This is a genomic window from Shewanella sp. KX20019 (assembly GCF_016757755.1).
Lineage (GTDB): Bacteria > Pseudomonadota > Gammaproteobacteria > Enterobacterales > Shewanellaceae > Shewanella.
In genome coordinates this window covers 1093277-1107696 of sequence record NZ_CP068437.1, presented here as the reverse complement: position 1 = coordinate 1107696, position 14420 = coordinate 1093277, and the positions used below count along the sequence as shown (strand labels likewise).

The window sequence follows — 14420 nt, the reverse complement described above, 5'->3', positions numbered from 1 at the left end:
ATGAGCTGCATATTGTCAGGCAGCCAACCAAATCAGAGTCTATTTATGGATTTAAACGCCATTCGTCAATTGGCTGATAGTGATATGCAAGCTGTCAACCAACTGATCTATAAGCAACTAGAGTCAGATGTCGCCCTAATTAATCAATTAGGCTTTTACATTATTAACGGTGGCGGTAAGCGCTTAAGACCATTATTGTCAATTTTAGCGGCTCGGGCGATCGACTATAAAGGTGATTCTCATCTAAAGTTGGCTGCGATCATCGAGTTTATACATACCGCTTCGCTATTACATGATGATGTGGTTGATGAATCTATGCTGCGACGCGGCAGAGAAACGGCAAATGCATTGTTTGGCAATAGTGCCAGTGTATTAGTGGGTGACTTTCTTTATACCCGTTCATTCCAAATGATGACAGAGCTTAAAAGCTTAGAAGTCCTTGAGATCCTCGCTGACGCGACCAACGTACTTGCCGAAGGTGAAGTCCTGCAACTAATGAATTGCAACGACCCTGACACCACAGAAGAAAGCTACATGCGTGTCATCTATTGTAAGACAGCAAAATTGTTTGAAGCTGCGACACGCTTGGCAGGTTTGTTAGCAGATAGCCCCAAAGAGATCCAAACCGCCCTTGCAGAATACGGTAAGTTTTTGGGTACCGCCTTTCAATTAACTGATGACCTACTTGATTACACTGCTGAAACTGAAGAGCTTGGTAAGAACATTGGTGATGATTTAGCCGAAGGCAAGCCCACCTTACCGTTAATCTTTGCTATGGCCAAAGGCAACGATACTGAGAAAGCACTCATTAGAGACGCGATAGAGAAGGGTGATGGTACTGAGCATATTGAAGTGATTTTAAGCGCACTAAAGCGTTGTGGTGCACTTGAATATACTGAGCAGCGAGCGCAGGAAGAGTCTAATAAGGCCATTGCCGCATTAGCCATATTGCCAGAGTCAGAATATAAAACTGCACTCATTTCGCTGGCTAAGATAGCCGTACAACGCAATAACTAGATTGATAGATCCAATAAAAACGGAGCCGATAGGCTCCGTTTTTCGTTAAGCTGCTAGGCTTTTAAGCGTTAAGCTTACTTAACAAATTCGATACCTAGTGTGATATCAGCTTTCAGCGTATCAAGCATTGCATCGCGAGCGTTAGCTTCAAATGTGCTAACGTCACCATATGCTAATACTTCCTCAACGCCATTCTTGCCAAGAACAATAGGTTGCGCGAAGAACTCAGCATGTTCACTGCCGCCATCGATGTAAGCACATTCAACAACATTTGCTTCGCCTTGCAGACCACGAACGAGAGAAAGACCGAAACGGCAAGCTGCTTGTCCCATAGAAAGTGTCGCACTACCACCACCCGCTTTAGCTTCAACAACTTCAGTACCTGCGTTCTGGATACGCGTTGTTAGGGCTGCTACTTCTTCATCAGTAAAGCTTACGCCTTTAACCTGTGAAAGAAGTGGAAGAATCGTCACGCCACTGTGGCCACCGATAACATTCACTTTAACGTCAGCAACGTTTAAGCCTTTTGCTTCAGCAACAAAAGTTTCAGAACGGATAACATCAAGCGTCGTGATACCGAACAAACGATTCTTATCATAAACACCGGCCTTCTTTAATACTTCTGCGGCAATAGCAACGGTAGTATTCACTGGGTTAGTGATAATACCGATAAGCGCAGTAGGGCAAGTCGCTGCACATTTTTCAACGAGGTTTCTGACGATCCCAGCGTTAATGTTGAATAGATCAGAACGATCCATACCTGGCTTACGTGCAACACCAGCAGAAATAAGAACGACATCAGCACCATCTAACGCTGCTGATGGATCTGCTCCCGCAAATCCTTTTACTTCAACCGCTGTTGGGATGTGGCTTAAATCAACGGCAACACCCGGTGTTACAGGTGCAATATCATAAAGCGACAATTTAGAACCCGCAGGTAATTGAGTTTTTAATAGTAGGGCAAGCGCCTGGCCAATACCGCCAGCAGCTCCAAGTACAGCAACTTTCATAGTTATCTCCGTCAATTCTCGGATTTTTGTGATTTAGATCCGCTTTTCTAATGGCGCAACAGTACTGGATTCACAACTAAAATTCAATTATCCCTTAGTCGTGTTTGTTTCATTCTAAATTTATATTGCAGCTTGCAGTCGCACTAAAGCCCAGCCAAGCTGGCTTTACGCAAAAGGAGCTTGTTAAAGATCAGCATAAAAAAAATTAGAATTTATGCTCTACTCAGCGCTTTTTAAATCAGAAAATCAATTTAACATGAATTATTATTCAGCAAAACGAATGAAATTTGACATAAAAGCCGAATATAATCATCATGGAACGGAATTTTTTGAATAAAGAATAATAAAATATGCAAACAAGCAAGAATCAGGATGATTTAGTTAGAACCTTTAAGTTAATCTTAAAAGAGGAGCGTTTTGGCTCCCAGAGTGAAATTGTGACAGCACTTCAAGCTGAGGGCTTTAGCAATATTAACCAATCAAAAGTCTCACGTATGCTAAGTAAATTTGGCGCTGTTCGAACCCGAAATGCTAAACAGCAGATGGTTTATTGCTTACCCGCAGAACTTGGTGTTCCTACCGCAGGTAGTCCACTCAAGAATCTGGTATTAGACGTGGATCATAACCAATCAATGATTGTGGTTCGCACTAGCCCCGGTGCAGCACAGTTAATTGCCAGATTACTCGATTCAATAGGCAAGCCTGAAGGTATTCTCGGTACGATAGCGGGCGATGACACCATTTTTATCAGCCCATCCAATGTTGACACGGTTGAAGATACATTAGAGACGGTTAAATCGTTGTTCAATTACACTGATTAAGTCTTGCTCTAGCTGCAGATGATGTGAAAATACTCGCTTGGAGACTTTGTGTGAGTCTTATTAGAAGAATATTAGTGTAGCGCTTTCCCTTCTAATAGACTTGCGCAAAACTGTTCGATAAGAATGTCAATAACCCTTGGCAAAGACTACGAACCCAAGCCTTAAGTGCATTGCCCCCCCTCAATCGCATATAAGCAAATGAATTTGGAATGGCCAGCTTAACGGCATAAAGCCGTATTAACGAATTCGTTAACAGCCCGCTATTATTCATTTTTTAGAATAGACTTTTCAGTGGCTATTTTTCGCCCATTATTTAAGAGTTCCATATTGAATCACAGTCAGATTCATGCGAGATTGTGCATTACAAACGCAGTACCTTCGGGTTAAGGACATATAATGACTACAAAAATAATTAAAGTCGACGATGTTTGCTGGGAGTCTTGGCAGCATTCGGAAAAATATACCAGTCAGCAAAGACATATTGGAGATGCTGCCGGTGGTGAAAAGATTGGTGTCACCATGGAGAGACTGGCCCCAAGTAAATTTTCAACTGTAGCTCATTATCATACCAAGGAAGAGGAACACCTATACGCTCTTGAAGGGGAAGCCACACTACTCATTGATGGTGAAGAACACCCTTTTGTAAAAGGTGATTACATCTGTTTCAATGCGGCCACAGCAATAGCACACACACTGAGAAACGACACAGATAAAGAGTTTCTTTTCTTGGTCGTGGGAAATAGGGATCGACACGATGTTGTTGTCTACCCTGAAAATAATAAAGTGTTAGTTAGAGCCATTGACGAGATCTATGCCAAAAGGCCAACCAACTACTGGGATCCTGATACAGGCAAATAGCCACTAAAAATGCCCGATAGAAAAAACGCACCTAATTGTGCGTTTTTTCTAAAAAGCAAAATGACTTTAAGTTGCTAGCGGCTGGCAGAGCGTTCTAGAAAATCTAGTGAAGGTGCAAAAAATGATGATCCGGTTAGCGCTTGGGTAAAGTGCATAAGATGATCATGATTACCCTCTTTGTCGCCATAGATCATGCTCTCGAGCATTTTCTCAAAATTGACCGAATTACTACAGGTAGAAATAAACATCAGCCCTTGCTCTTTAACCGAGCCGTAAGGCATGCTTTGCCGTAGTATTTCCATCGAATTGCCATCAGCATCTTTAAGGTTAACTCGCTTAATATGGCTAGTTAACGGTTTATCTGCAGATTCATATTCAATATTTTCAACTTTGGTGCGGCCAATAATATCTTCCTGTTTTTTTTCTGGCAGCCTATTCCACTTGCTCAAATTATGAGCAAACTTTTGTACATGAAGATAGCTGCCATTTTTGAACTCGCTATCTTCATCGCCAACCAGTGCCACACTTTGACGACTGCGTCCTTTAGGGTTTTCAGTGCCGTCAACAAAGCCAGTTAGATCACGGCTGTCCATAAAACGGAAGCCACGCTCTTCATCGACCAGCTCTACAAGTCCATCAAACATCTGACACACTTCATTGGCCACCAAATGGAGAATATCAAAGCGATCACAACGTAGGTGCACAAATAGATCATACTCGATAGCAGGTGCATCTCTGCTCTCTTGGTTCATCGCCGGAAACGGCTTTAGTTGCTGTGGCCGAGCAGCAGGGTAAAGCGTGTCCCAATAATTTGCTCCAATAGCAACAAATCCATTAAATGCGCTATCAGCGAATTGGTCTGCAAGGTCGTGAACGTATTGGGCCACATTGGCGACGCATGGTCGCATTTGCGAATCGATACCCTCATTAGCATTAAACATTAAATAGACACTGTGCAAATTCCCTTCAGCACAAACTCCCAGCTGTTCACGAGGCATAACCTGATTATCCATTTTTATATGTAACCCTTATTCATCATTAATCTTCGGCAATATTATCTACAACTTTAGCATTTAATAATTATACCTGACGCACATTAACCAGAATAAAGACTTATATTTAACCTACTTGCGAAGCGCTATGCTTGTGCCACATCGGTTTGGCCGCATGTAATAAGCACGAGTAAGCTGTGATAACGTTTAATCAATGATATGTTAAACGCTCTAAATCCAAGCTTACTAAAGTAGTCAATAAACGACCATAAAACAATGAATTAATGGTCAGCTTATTGTCAGTAGTTTAAATATGTCGGTTAATGCAGTAGTTCTACTATCCGTTACAGTAAAATTAAATTATGGGGTGTTGCGCTAATCGTCACTTTTTCACCTATCTCGATAGCTAAATTTTCACTATGAACATCAAGTGTCATTTCATCGCATTGGACCAAATACTGGCAGACATTGCCAAGAAAACGTCGCTCTATAACGGTACCTATGCCCTGCTCACTCTTAGCGATCTGCAGGTGTTGTGGCCGTAGTAAAAGTTCAACTTCCCCATACAACGCCGTGTTAAGCGGACGATCACTAGCGATATCACCAATAGGGGTAGACACAGTTTTTTCCGCAATAACTCTAGCGGGTAAATAATTGCTCGCCCCTAAAAAGTCAGCCACATATTTATCTTGTGGCCGTAAATATAGCCCCTCAGCGTCACCACATTGCACTATTTTACCCTGGTTAAACAACGCAAGCTTATCGGCGAAAACAAACGCTTCGTCTTTACTGTGAGTCACAAACACGGCGCTAATATTATGTTGCTTTAGAATGTTGCGGATCTCAAGCATCATCTCACGACGAACCTTGGCATCAATATTTGAAAAGGGCTCATCGAGTAGCAGCACTTCTGGTTCATAGGCCAGCGATCGAGCGATAGATACCCTTTGCTGCTGGCCACCGGAGAGTTCGTGTGGGTAACGCTCTGCTAATCCATCTAGCTTGACCAGAGACAGCATCTTTTCTAGCCTTGCCAGCCTCTGCTCTTTACTCGCTATTTTCACACCAAAGAGTATATTTTCTGCCACGGTAAGATGAGGAAACAAAGCATAATCCTGAAAGATCATCCCGATGCCACGCTTCTCGCTAGCGATAAACTCCTTGTCAGACACCACTGTATTACCGTTGATTACGATCTCACCTTCAGTAATATTCTGTAGTCCCGCTATCGCCCGTAACAAGGTCGTTTTACCGCAACCACTTGGTCCCAGCAAGGCCACTATTTCGCCTTTCTCTACCGTTAAATCGACACCTTTAAGCACAAGCTGCTTATGGTAACGGCTATGGACATTGCTTACTTGTAACGTTGCCATATTACTTTTCTTGCTCCAAAGAACGGTTGAGGTATATCAACGGGACTAAACCCACCAACACAATAACAATCGCGGCCAAAGCGCCGTGTTCTAGCTGCTCATCTGAGACAAACTGAAATACATAAGTGGCCAAATTTTCAAAGCCAATCGGCCTGAGTAGCAAAGCCGCAGGTAACTCTTTCATACACTCAATAAAGACCAATAATAACCCGGCAAAAATCCCTTTCCGTAGTAAAGGAATATGAACCCTTGTGAGCAAGGATTTTGGGGTTAAACCTAAGGTAACACTCGCCATATCTAAAGAGGGTGAAATACGTTTATAGCTAGTTTCAATACTACCAATGGCAATAGCAGCAAAACGAATGCAAAAAGCACAAATAAGAATGAAGGTGCTGCCAGTTAATATTAAACCCGGCCCTGCAAAGCCAAAATATTCGGCGACATCGTTAATCGCAAAATCAAGCAGTGTAAAGGGGACTAAAATACCAATGGCTAACACGGTACCAGGTAAAGCATATCCAGTTGACGCAAACCTTGAAGGCAACATATCTGCTCGCCTAGGGCTAGCTCTTCTAACAAACATTAGCAGGATGCCGATACACACACAGATGACGCTGACCAACAGTGATATCCATAAACTGTTAAAACTGTACTCAAAAAATTTGGCATTCCAACTCTCGGCAAAATAGGCCCAAGCGTACTGCAGCAATATAACGAATGGCAGCAAAAATGCTAGCGTCAATAAGCCAAAACAATAAGCTGTTGCCGCAAACGCCCTTACACCACTCAATGAGTAACTATCTAGCTCTCCAGGGGTTGATTGCTTTTGAAAAAGCTGTTGTTTTCGCCGCGCGAATCGCTCAAAACCAACCATAGCAAAGACCACAAACAACATAATGGTCGAGATCTTAGCGGCTGCGGTTAAGCTGCCATATTCAAACCAAGTATCATAAACGGCCGTCGTTAATGTGGGGACCGCAAAATAGCTAACAGTAGCAAAGTCAGCCGCGGTTTCCATAGCAACCAGCGTGGCCCCAACCGCCAAAGCAGGTCTAGCCATGGGTAAGCTCAGCCGCCAGAAACTTTTCCAAGGAGTGCAGCCCATAACTCGCGCAGCGTGCCCTAAGCTGACTGATTGCTCCATAAATGCAGTCCGAGCTAGCAGATAAATATACGGAAAAAGCACCAACGACAGCATGATTGCTGCGCCGCCTAAAGAGCGTACTTCGGGAAAGTAGTAATCATGGGGAGTTTGCCAACCAAACAGACCGCGTAAACTCCTTTGCACCGGGCCTGCATAATCAAACAGATCCGTGTATACATAAGCGACAACGTAGGCAGGCATGGCCAGCGGCAACAGCAATGCCCATTGAAATATGTTTCGCCCAGGGAAGCGACATTTGGCCACCAGCCAAGCGGCAGGTATTGCGAGGAAAAGAGCGCCTATTACCACCCAAAACATCAGCAGTAAACTGTTGCTTATATAGGTCGGTAAAACAGTATCGATGAGATGACCAAAAACAGCTTCATCTGGCATCAGTGATTGCAGAATAAGTGCGATAAGCGGCATAACAATCAGCAGTGCCAATGTGTAGCTTGCTACAGACCAGCGTCTAGCTAAGCCTAATATCATGATGTCAGAGACCTAAGAGTCATGAAAAACAGAAATATAAAAACCTATCATGAAAGATAGGTTTTTATAATACAACCACGAAGCATTCGCGTTACTATACTATACCGCGATTGCGTTAGCCCAACCTTAAAACCTAGCTTGCTTTAAAGATCAAACTTCACTTCATCCAGTAGCTTAATTGCGGCGCTATGGTACTCGGCAAGCTTATAGATAGGTAAATCGTCCGCCTTAAACTTTCCCCATGAGGCTACTAATTTAGAGGGGCTAACGTCAGCTTTAACCGGGTATTCCATGTTCACATCAGCATAGGTCTGCTGCGCTGCATCACTTGATAAAAACTCCATCAACTGAATTGCGGCATCACTATTCTTTGTGTGCTTAGCCAGCGCCATACCTGATACGTTAATGTGTGAACCACGGTTATTTTGGTTAGGGAAATTAATCTCTACCGCATCCGCCCATGGCTTTTGCTTAGGGTCCTGTAGCATTTTTCCTAAGTAATAGCTGTTGCCAATGGCGATGTCACACAAGCCTTCACTCACCGCTTTAACTTGAGCTCTGTCATTACCTTGAGGCTTACGAGCAAGATTGGCTTTTAAGCCTTGTAGCCATGTTTTTGCTTCTTGCTCGCCATGGTGCGCAATCATCGATGCGACTAAAGAAACATTGTAAGGATGCTTGCCACTGCGGGTACAAATTTTACCGAGATATTTAGGGTCGGCGAGATCTTCATAGTTAATGTCTAACTTACCCAGTCTTTCTTTTGAGCTATAAACGTTACGGACACGCATGGTTAATGCGAACCACATATCGTCTGGTGAACGGTATTTTTGTGGAATATTTTTCTCTAACGTATCGCTGCTTGCCGGAATAACGAGGTCTTTTTCAACCAACTCCATTAAACGATAGAAATCAGATGTGAGCACGATATCGGCTTTAGATAAACGTCCCTCTCGCATCATGCGCTCTGCAATGCCCTTCTTGGAAAAAACCACATCAACTTCAATACCCGTTTGTTTGGTAAAGTCAGTCAAAATAGGGTCAATAAGAAAAGCTTGTCGGTAAGAGTAGATTGTCAATTTTTCAGCGGCGCTAACCACAGTTGCACTACATAAAAGCCCAACTATCAATAGACTGTTGATCATTCTCATTACTCTACTCCTTTATCAATATACCTTTAATTACCACAACGGTGATAATAATTCTCAATTGCAAGTAGGGTAATCAATCAGGGCTGCAACAGCAAGCTTTAGTGATACTTTTGACAACAAAAAATCCTACTCGCTACCTTAGCAAACCCTTAATTAACATCTATTTACTAGTGTTACCAACACAAGGTGATTACGCAGGGCGGGTAGCGACAAAAACATTAGCGAGTTGCGCTTCTTTTAACCAAAGGCTGAGTGCAGAGGTTACGTTTCTCCAAGGCAGATCTGGATGCCTAAAATCAATGTACTCCAATAGGCACACTAACATGATTTGTAGCGCCGTTAATTCTGGTGAACGAATGATTGCTATTGTTTCGACCTCTTTTAAGCCTCTTAATAAAGCTTGCTCAAAACGCGATGTCCAAAATGCAGATCGCAACCCCTCAGCTTCTCGGAGTTGCTCTTGCCTAAGCGAGACAGCGCTTTCAAAAATGCCTTTCAGTAATGAAAAGTGACACTGCTGCGACCAGTTATTAACCATAGTGCCAAATAAGCGAGACTGACCAAATTCAGTATCTAAGTAACGCATAATCACTTCGCTATCAAACAACGCTGAACCGTCATTAAGCTGTAAACAGGGGATCTTGGCTAATGGGTTAACTCTAAGCAGTTCTGGAGAGTTATCAAAAGGGTTAACAATAATTTGTTCGACCCCTTTTATGTTGTGGTAACAAATAAAAACACGCACACAACGGGCGTAGGGTGAAGCGTCAGAGTAATACAGTTTCATCACGGTTTCCTTACCAATATTTTTCGACCGTTATTTGCCCAGGTGCTCGGCGTAAGTTCTTGGCTAGCCCTCTATCTTTTAGCACCTGCTGTGCATCGGTGATCATGCCTGGATTGCCACAAATCATCACTTGAGATTCCTTGGCTGAAATATTGATCCCCGCTAACGCTTCTATCTCACCATTTAAAAGACCATCAGGGATCCGGCAGCTTAACGCACCATCGACAGGCTCCCTTGTCACTAACAGTACTAACTCAAACTGTGAAGGATATTGAATTTCGAATGCTCTAAGTTGTTCTAGGTAGGCTAAATCCTGCGCCTCTCGAACACCATAGACTAAGACGACTTTCTGATAGTTTCTCCATGGCTCAGCTGTTGCCATCATCGAAATAAAAGGACCCACAGCAGTGCCCGTCGCGAGAAACCATAAGTGCTTACCTTTATGGTCATCTTTAGGTAACTCATCAAGAGTCATAAAGCCGGTTGCTTTTGTTGCAACATCAATGACATCGCCGCTAGCCAACGCTTGCAGGTTAGGAGATAACAGCCCGTCATCAACAGCAACGGCGAGAACCTCAATGTAGTCTGTCCCTGGTGGATTAACCAATGAATAAGCGCGGCCTATGCGCTTATCATTAACAACTCGGCTCAACTTAATAAATTGCCCAGCAATAAAATTTCCGATATCAACTTTGATCTTTAATGAGAATAATTTGTCACTCCAGTCATTCCGCTCAATGACTTTACCTTCAATCCACATAGCTTGCCCCAAAAGTGAGTAGTGGTTTCAGCATAAGCTTTTATTTCATATTCAGAAAGATTAATCTAATCTCAATATCTAGTTAAGGACAGTTAACTTTAAGACGCATTAGCGTCGGCTTTTCACCGAGTTAACCCGAAGAAGAACACCCAAGGATGCCCTAATGCCAACCCTATTGAAGTCTATTATCATCTTTATTGTACTAGCACTTACCTTTAACAATAGTGCCTCGGCGGCTGAAAAAAATAGTATTGATAGTAGCGAGAGCAAAACTATCATCGTGGTTCGACATGCTGAGAAACTCGATGACGGCACACGTGATCCAGTGCTTAGCAAAATCGGTTACCAGCAGGCGCAAGCTCTTGCTGAAGCCCTATCGGCACTAACCGTCTCGCAAGCCATTGCCAGTAACTACCAAAGAACTCAGTTGACGCTGAAACCACTCGCCGCAATTCAAAATATTGAGGTCAGTATTGCCAGCACCAAAGACGGCATTGAAACCCATATTGCTGAAATTGTGGCACTGGTTGATAGCGTGAGCGGCAATAGCGTTATTGCAGGTCATTCCAATACCGTACCATTGATTATAAAAGCCTTAGGAGGGCCTCAAATTGAAGCCTTGGGTGAATCAAGTTATGGCGGGCTCTACCAATTAACAATTAACCAATCCGCAGAGGTTGAGATTGAGATATCTCGCTTTGGTCAATGAGCTTGAGCGATAATCCACTCTGAACAAAGTTGCTAAAAGCATACCCAGCCTCAGGTTAATTAAGCTGGGGTTGCAGAATATTTAGTAAATAAGTATTAGCTCAGGTAGGATGTAACTCTGAGCTACAGAATATTTAGTAAATAAGTATTAGCTCAGGTAGGATGTAATTCTGTGTAGCGCGAAACTAAATAATAATCTTTTACCTATGGGGCAGAGCAATGGATGACAAAGATGCGCCCTCAGCAAACAAGGGATTATCGATAAGTTGTAATAACTGTCAACGAATGACAGTTATTGAAGGTGAGTATGTCTGCTTTAGAGAGGGCAAGATCATCAGCTTACAACCGACGAAAACACCGTCTCCAAAGAATTTACTTTGTGATGGCTGGAAAATTGGTAAACTCAACTATTAGGCTGTTAGCATTCCAGCATAGTCACGAGCAGAGAATTTCGGCTCATATAGCAGTCCTTTAAGAGGATCTACAGGACTCGCTTTTGCTAGACTCAATCCCCGAGTAGTGACTCGCATACCGGCACACAACTCAAAATAAACCACTTCAAGCTCATCTTTTTCTAGACCACGCTTTTTGAGCGTCGCCATAATGGCAAGCCAGTCAGTGTTAACCTTGCTGTCTTGCCCTTCGATATGTACAAGTAGAGGTATGTTCTTCATAGTGACCTTCTCTGCGTAATCATGATGTTATATTATAGTCATACAAGTCTGAACCTAGGCTGAATTGTATACAGCCTTTGCTTAAAATCACTTCCTATAGCAATGACGTCATCGATACCAAATCAATTACACTGTAAACACTCACATAAATATCGTCATAACGTGCAGTTACTCTTGTTGAATTCGCCACAGTTTGGAATACAAGCCACCCGCTTGTAATAGACTGCTATGAGTCCCCGTTTCAACCACTCGACCTTTGCTCAACACCAATATTTGGTCAGCATCCACAACGGTTGATAGCCGGTGTGCTATCACCAAGCTAGTATGGCCTTTAGCCACCTCTTTCAATGCCGTTAAAATAGCTTGTTCTGAGTGGCTATCCAATGAAGAGGTCGCTTCATCAAACACTAAGATAGGTGAACGCTTCAAAATCGCCCTCGCTATCGCGACACGCTGTTTTTCACCACCCGATAGTTTCAAACCTCGTTCACCCACACGAGTTTCGCCACCTTCAGGTAAACTGCTAATAAAATCACTTAAGTGCGCCATTTTAATTGCAGCAGCAATCTCTTCCTCAGTCGCTGATGGGCGACCATAGCGTACGTTTTCAATTAAAGTATCATTAAACAACACGGTGTCTTGCGGCACAATTGCAATGGCTTGCCGCAAAGTATCTTGGCTTAATTGACGAATATCTTGCCCATCAATGCGAATACAACCAGAAGCCACATCATAAAACCTAAACAACAGCTTAACTATGGTCGACTTACCCGCGCCGCTATCGCCCACTATCGCGACTTTTTGCCCTGACTTTATTGTAAAGCTAACATCATCGAGAATATTACGACTATCGTAACTAAAACTGACATGCTCAAATGAAACCACTCCCTGAGTCAATTTCTCAGTGTTAGCATTATCGATGTCTTCAATCATTGGCTCTTTATCTAGTAAGCTAAACATGCGCTCAATATTCGCAAATGCACCGCGGATCTCTCGGTAAACAAACCCTAAAAAATTAAGCGGTATAAAGAGCTGCATCATAAAGGCATTAATCAGTACAAAGTCACCAATGCTCATTGCACCTTGCGCCACATCAGTTGCCGCCATTGCCAGCATTAATGTCATCGCAATAGAGATGATACAAGCCTGCCCTGCGTTCAGCGCAAATAACGACAAACGATTCTTTCGTTTCGCCTCTTCCCAGTCTGCCAGTGCACTATCATAGCGATTAGCTTCATATTGCTCATTATTAAAATATTTCACAGTTTCATAATTCAATAAGCTATCGACGGCGCGCGTACTAGAAACCGAATCCGCTTTAGCCGCATCTCTAACATAGCCAGTACGCCACTCTGTTGCCACTACAGAATAGGCACCATAGGCGATGACCGACAATAGCGTGACGGCCGCATAGCCAATACCATAGTTGTAGAAAAGAATGCCTACCACCAGCACTATTTCCAATAATGTTGGCACGATATTAAACACCATAAAGCGCATTAAAAAACTAACACCGCTGGTACCTCGTTCAATGTCTCGTGACAGGCCACCGGTGCGCCTTTCTAAATGAAATGCCATATCGAGTCGATGTAGGTGTTCAAACACCGCTATACCCAATCGTCGAATGGCACGTTCAGTGACCCGCCCAAACAGCGTATCTCGAACCTCCGAGATAATGGTGTTGAGTAGCCGCAGACAACCATAAGCAACAACTAGCCCAATCGGTACTGCTAATAACTCTCCGTTTTTTAATGTCAGGCCATCGACTAATGCTTTAAGAACAAAGGGCAAACTAACACTCGCCGCTTTTGCCACCACTAAACACAACAAGGCTAAGCCGACCCGTTGCTTAAATTCAAGCAAGTATGGCAATAGCAGTTTGATGACATGCCAGTTGAGCTTACCAATAGGACCGTCGAAATATAGAGAGGGGCGCATGATCACTTCCAAAAATTAAAAAAGGCCAAAACAGGTGAGGTTTAACACGGTTTCATCCCGACAGAAAAGCGATAAGCTCTGCCACACCTGTAAAAAAAATGTAAAATTACCCTTGAAACATACAGACAAAAAGTACTACTTTAGCACTATGCAGGTGATATCTTTGGTCGCATAAGGTATTTCTCCGCATATTTTCTCATAGCCTTGCATAAAACAGTGCAGATCCTGTTACTCCAGAGTAAAGAATTTGCTACTCTCTTTTATGCAATTTTAAGAGTGAACGGAATCAAGGGCGTCAAAAATGCTCGATTCAAGTCAACTATCAAAGGATGCAAAAATGTTGGATTCATCCAATCAAAAATATCCACCTTTACCACTCATCCAAACATGGATATGGATGATGACCCAATCTGAAAACCCTGAAATCCAAGAAAAAGGTCAAAGCAATCTTATTGCTTCCTTTGGCAGTTTAGCCAAAGCAAATGAGTATCTTATAATGCAAAATCAACAATAACTAAATTTGTTACTGATTAAGCTTTTATAGTACATATACCCATCCTAACTGAAGATGCAGGATTCAGTGGGAATTTAATGGGCTTTAATCAAGGCATTGATTACCACTAATGGTCGTTCCCTTAGTAAAATCAATAACACAGAGTAAAGCCCATTAAAACCCATCGCAGAAGGCGTTGTGCAAG

Annotated in this window: 15 protein-coding genes; 6 read left to right on the top strand and 9 right to left on the bottom strand. The window is 42.9% G+C overall.

Features of this window, described 5'->3' with window-relative positions:
* Window positions 1-45: 45 nt before the first annotated feature.
* A complete protein-coding gene (gene ispB, locus JK628_RS04815; protein WP_202288160.1) occupies window positions 46-1017 on the top strand; it encodes an octaprenyl diphosphate synthase in 972 nt (323 codons plus the stop codon).
* 74 nt (window positions 1018-1091) lie between these two features.
* On the opposite strand, the gene mdh is transcribed toward ispB, so the two are convergent.
* Window positions 1092-2027, bottom strand: a complete 936-nt coding sequence (gene mdh / locus JK628_RS04810; RefSeq protein WP_202288159.1) for a malate dehydrogenase — start codon at window positions 2025-2027, stop codon at window positions 1092-1094.
* Window positions 2028-2377: 350 nt separating this feature from the next.
* On the opposite strand from mdh, the gene argR reads away from it, so the two are divergent.
* Window positions 2378-2848: a transcriptional regulator ArgR gene (argR, locus tag JK628_RS04805; protein ID WP_202288158.1), complete on the top strand. Its 471-nt coding sequence runs from the start codon at window positions 2378-2380 to the stop codon at window positions 2846-2848.
* Between the two features lie 396 nt (window positions 2849-3244).
* A complete protein-coding gene (locus JK628_RS04800) occupies window positions 3245-3706 on the top strand; it encodes a cupin domain-containing protein (protein ID WP_237524141.1) in 462 nt (153 codons plus the stop codon).
* A 74-nt stretch (window positions 3707-3780) separates the two neighbouring features.
* On the opposite strand, the gene JK628_RS04795 is transcribed toward JK628_RS04800, so the two are convergent.
* From JK628_RS04795 to JK628_RS04770, 6 genes are all read right to left on the bottom strand, one after another.
* Window positions 3781-4719: a Dyp-type peroxidase gene (locus tag JK628_RS04795; protein ID WP_202288157.1), complete on the bottom strand. Its 939-nt coding sequence runs from the start codon at window positions 4717-4719 to the stop codon at window positions 3781-3783.
* Window positions 4720-5042: 323 nt separating this feature from the next.
* Window positions 5043-6071, bottom strand: a complete 1029-nt coding sequence (locus JK628_RS04790) for an ABC transporter ATP-binding protein (protein ID WP_202288155.1) — start codon at window positions 6069-6071, stop codon at window positions 5043-5045.
* 1 nt (window position 6072) lies between these two features.
* Complete coding sequence (locus JK628_RS04785; protein ID WP_202288153.1) at window positions 6073-7704, bottom strand: ABC transporter permease; 1632 nt, start codon at window positions 7702-7704, stop codon at window positions 6073-6075.
* A 143-nt stretch (window positions 7705-7847) separates the two neighbouring features.
* Window positions 7848-8855, bottom strand: coding sequence for a Fe(3+) ABC transporter substrate-binding protein (locus tag JK628_RS04780; protein WP_202288151.1), 1008 nt, complete (start codon window positions 8853-8855; stop codon window positions 7848-7850).
* A gap of 190 nt (window positions 8856-9045) precedes the next feature.
* On the bottom strand, window positions 9046-9642 hold the full coding sequence (locus tag JK628_RS04775; protein ID WP_202288149.1) for a glutathione S-transferase: 597 nt from the start codon (window positions 9640-9642) through the stop codon (window positions 9046-9048).
* 10 nt (window positions 9643-9652) lie between these two features.
* On the bottom strand, window positions 9653-10402 hold the full coding sequence (locus tag JK628_RS04770; RefSeq protein ID WP_202288147.1) for a ferredoxin--NADP reductase: 750 nt from the start codon (window positions 10400-10402) through the stop codon (window positions 9653-9655).
* Window positions 10403-10565: 163 nt separating this feature from the next.
* Between JK628_RS04770 and JK628_RS04765 the strand changes: the two genes are divergently transcribed.
* Window positions 10566-11111, top strand: coding sequence for a SixA phosphatase family protein (locus tag JK628_RS04765; protein WP_202288145.1), 546 nt, complete (start codon window positions 10566-10568; stop codon window positions 11109-11111).
* Window positions 11112-11329: 218 nt separating this feature from the next.
* A complete protein-coding gene (locus JK628_RS04760) occupies window positions 11330-11524 on the top strand; it encodes a hypothetical protein (protein ID WP_202288143.1) in 195 nt (64 codons plus the stop codon).
* Here JK628_RS04760 and JK628_RS04755 read toward each other — a convergent pair.
* Together JK628_RS04755 and JK628_RS04750 are read right to left on the bottom strand one after the other, a co-directional pair.
* Window positions 11521-11784, bottom strand: coding sequence for a hypothetical protein (locus JK628_RS04755; protein ID WP_202288142.1), 264 nt, complete (start codon window positions 11782-11784; stop codon window positions 11521-11523). The two genes, JK628_RS04760 and JK628_RS04755, sit on opposite strands and share 4 nt — an antisense overlap.
* Window positions 11785-11952: 168 nt before the next feature.
* A complete protein-coding gene (locus tag JK628_RS04750) occupies window positions 11953-13722 on the bottom strand; it encodes an ABCB family ABC transporter ATP-binding protein/permease (RefSeq protein ID WP_202288141.1) in 1770 nt (589 codons plus the stop codon).
* A 301-nt stretch (window positions 13723-14023) separates the two neighbouring features.
* On the opposite strand from JK628_RS04750, the gene JK628_RS04745 reads away from it, so the two are divergent.
* Window positions 14024-14236 (top strand): hypothetical protein, encoded by a 213-nt coding sequence (locus tag JK628_RS04745; RefSeq protein WP_237524250.1) that lies wholly within the window; start codon window positions 14024-14026, stop codon window positions 14234-14236.
* The last annotated feature ends 184 nt before the right edge of the window (window positions 14237-14420 follow it).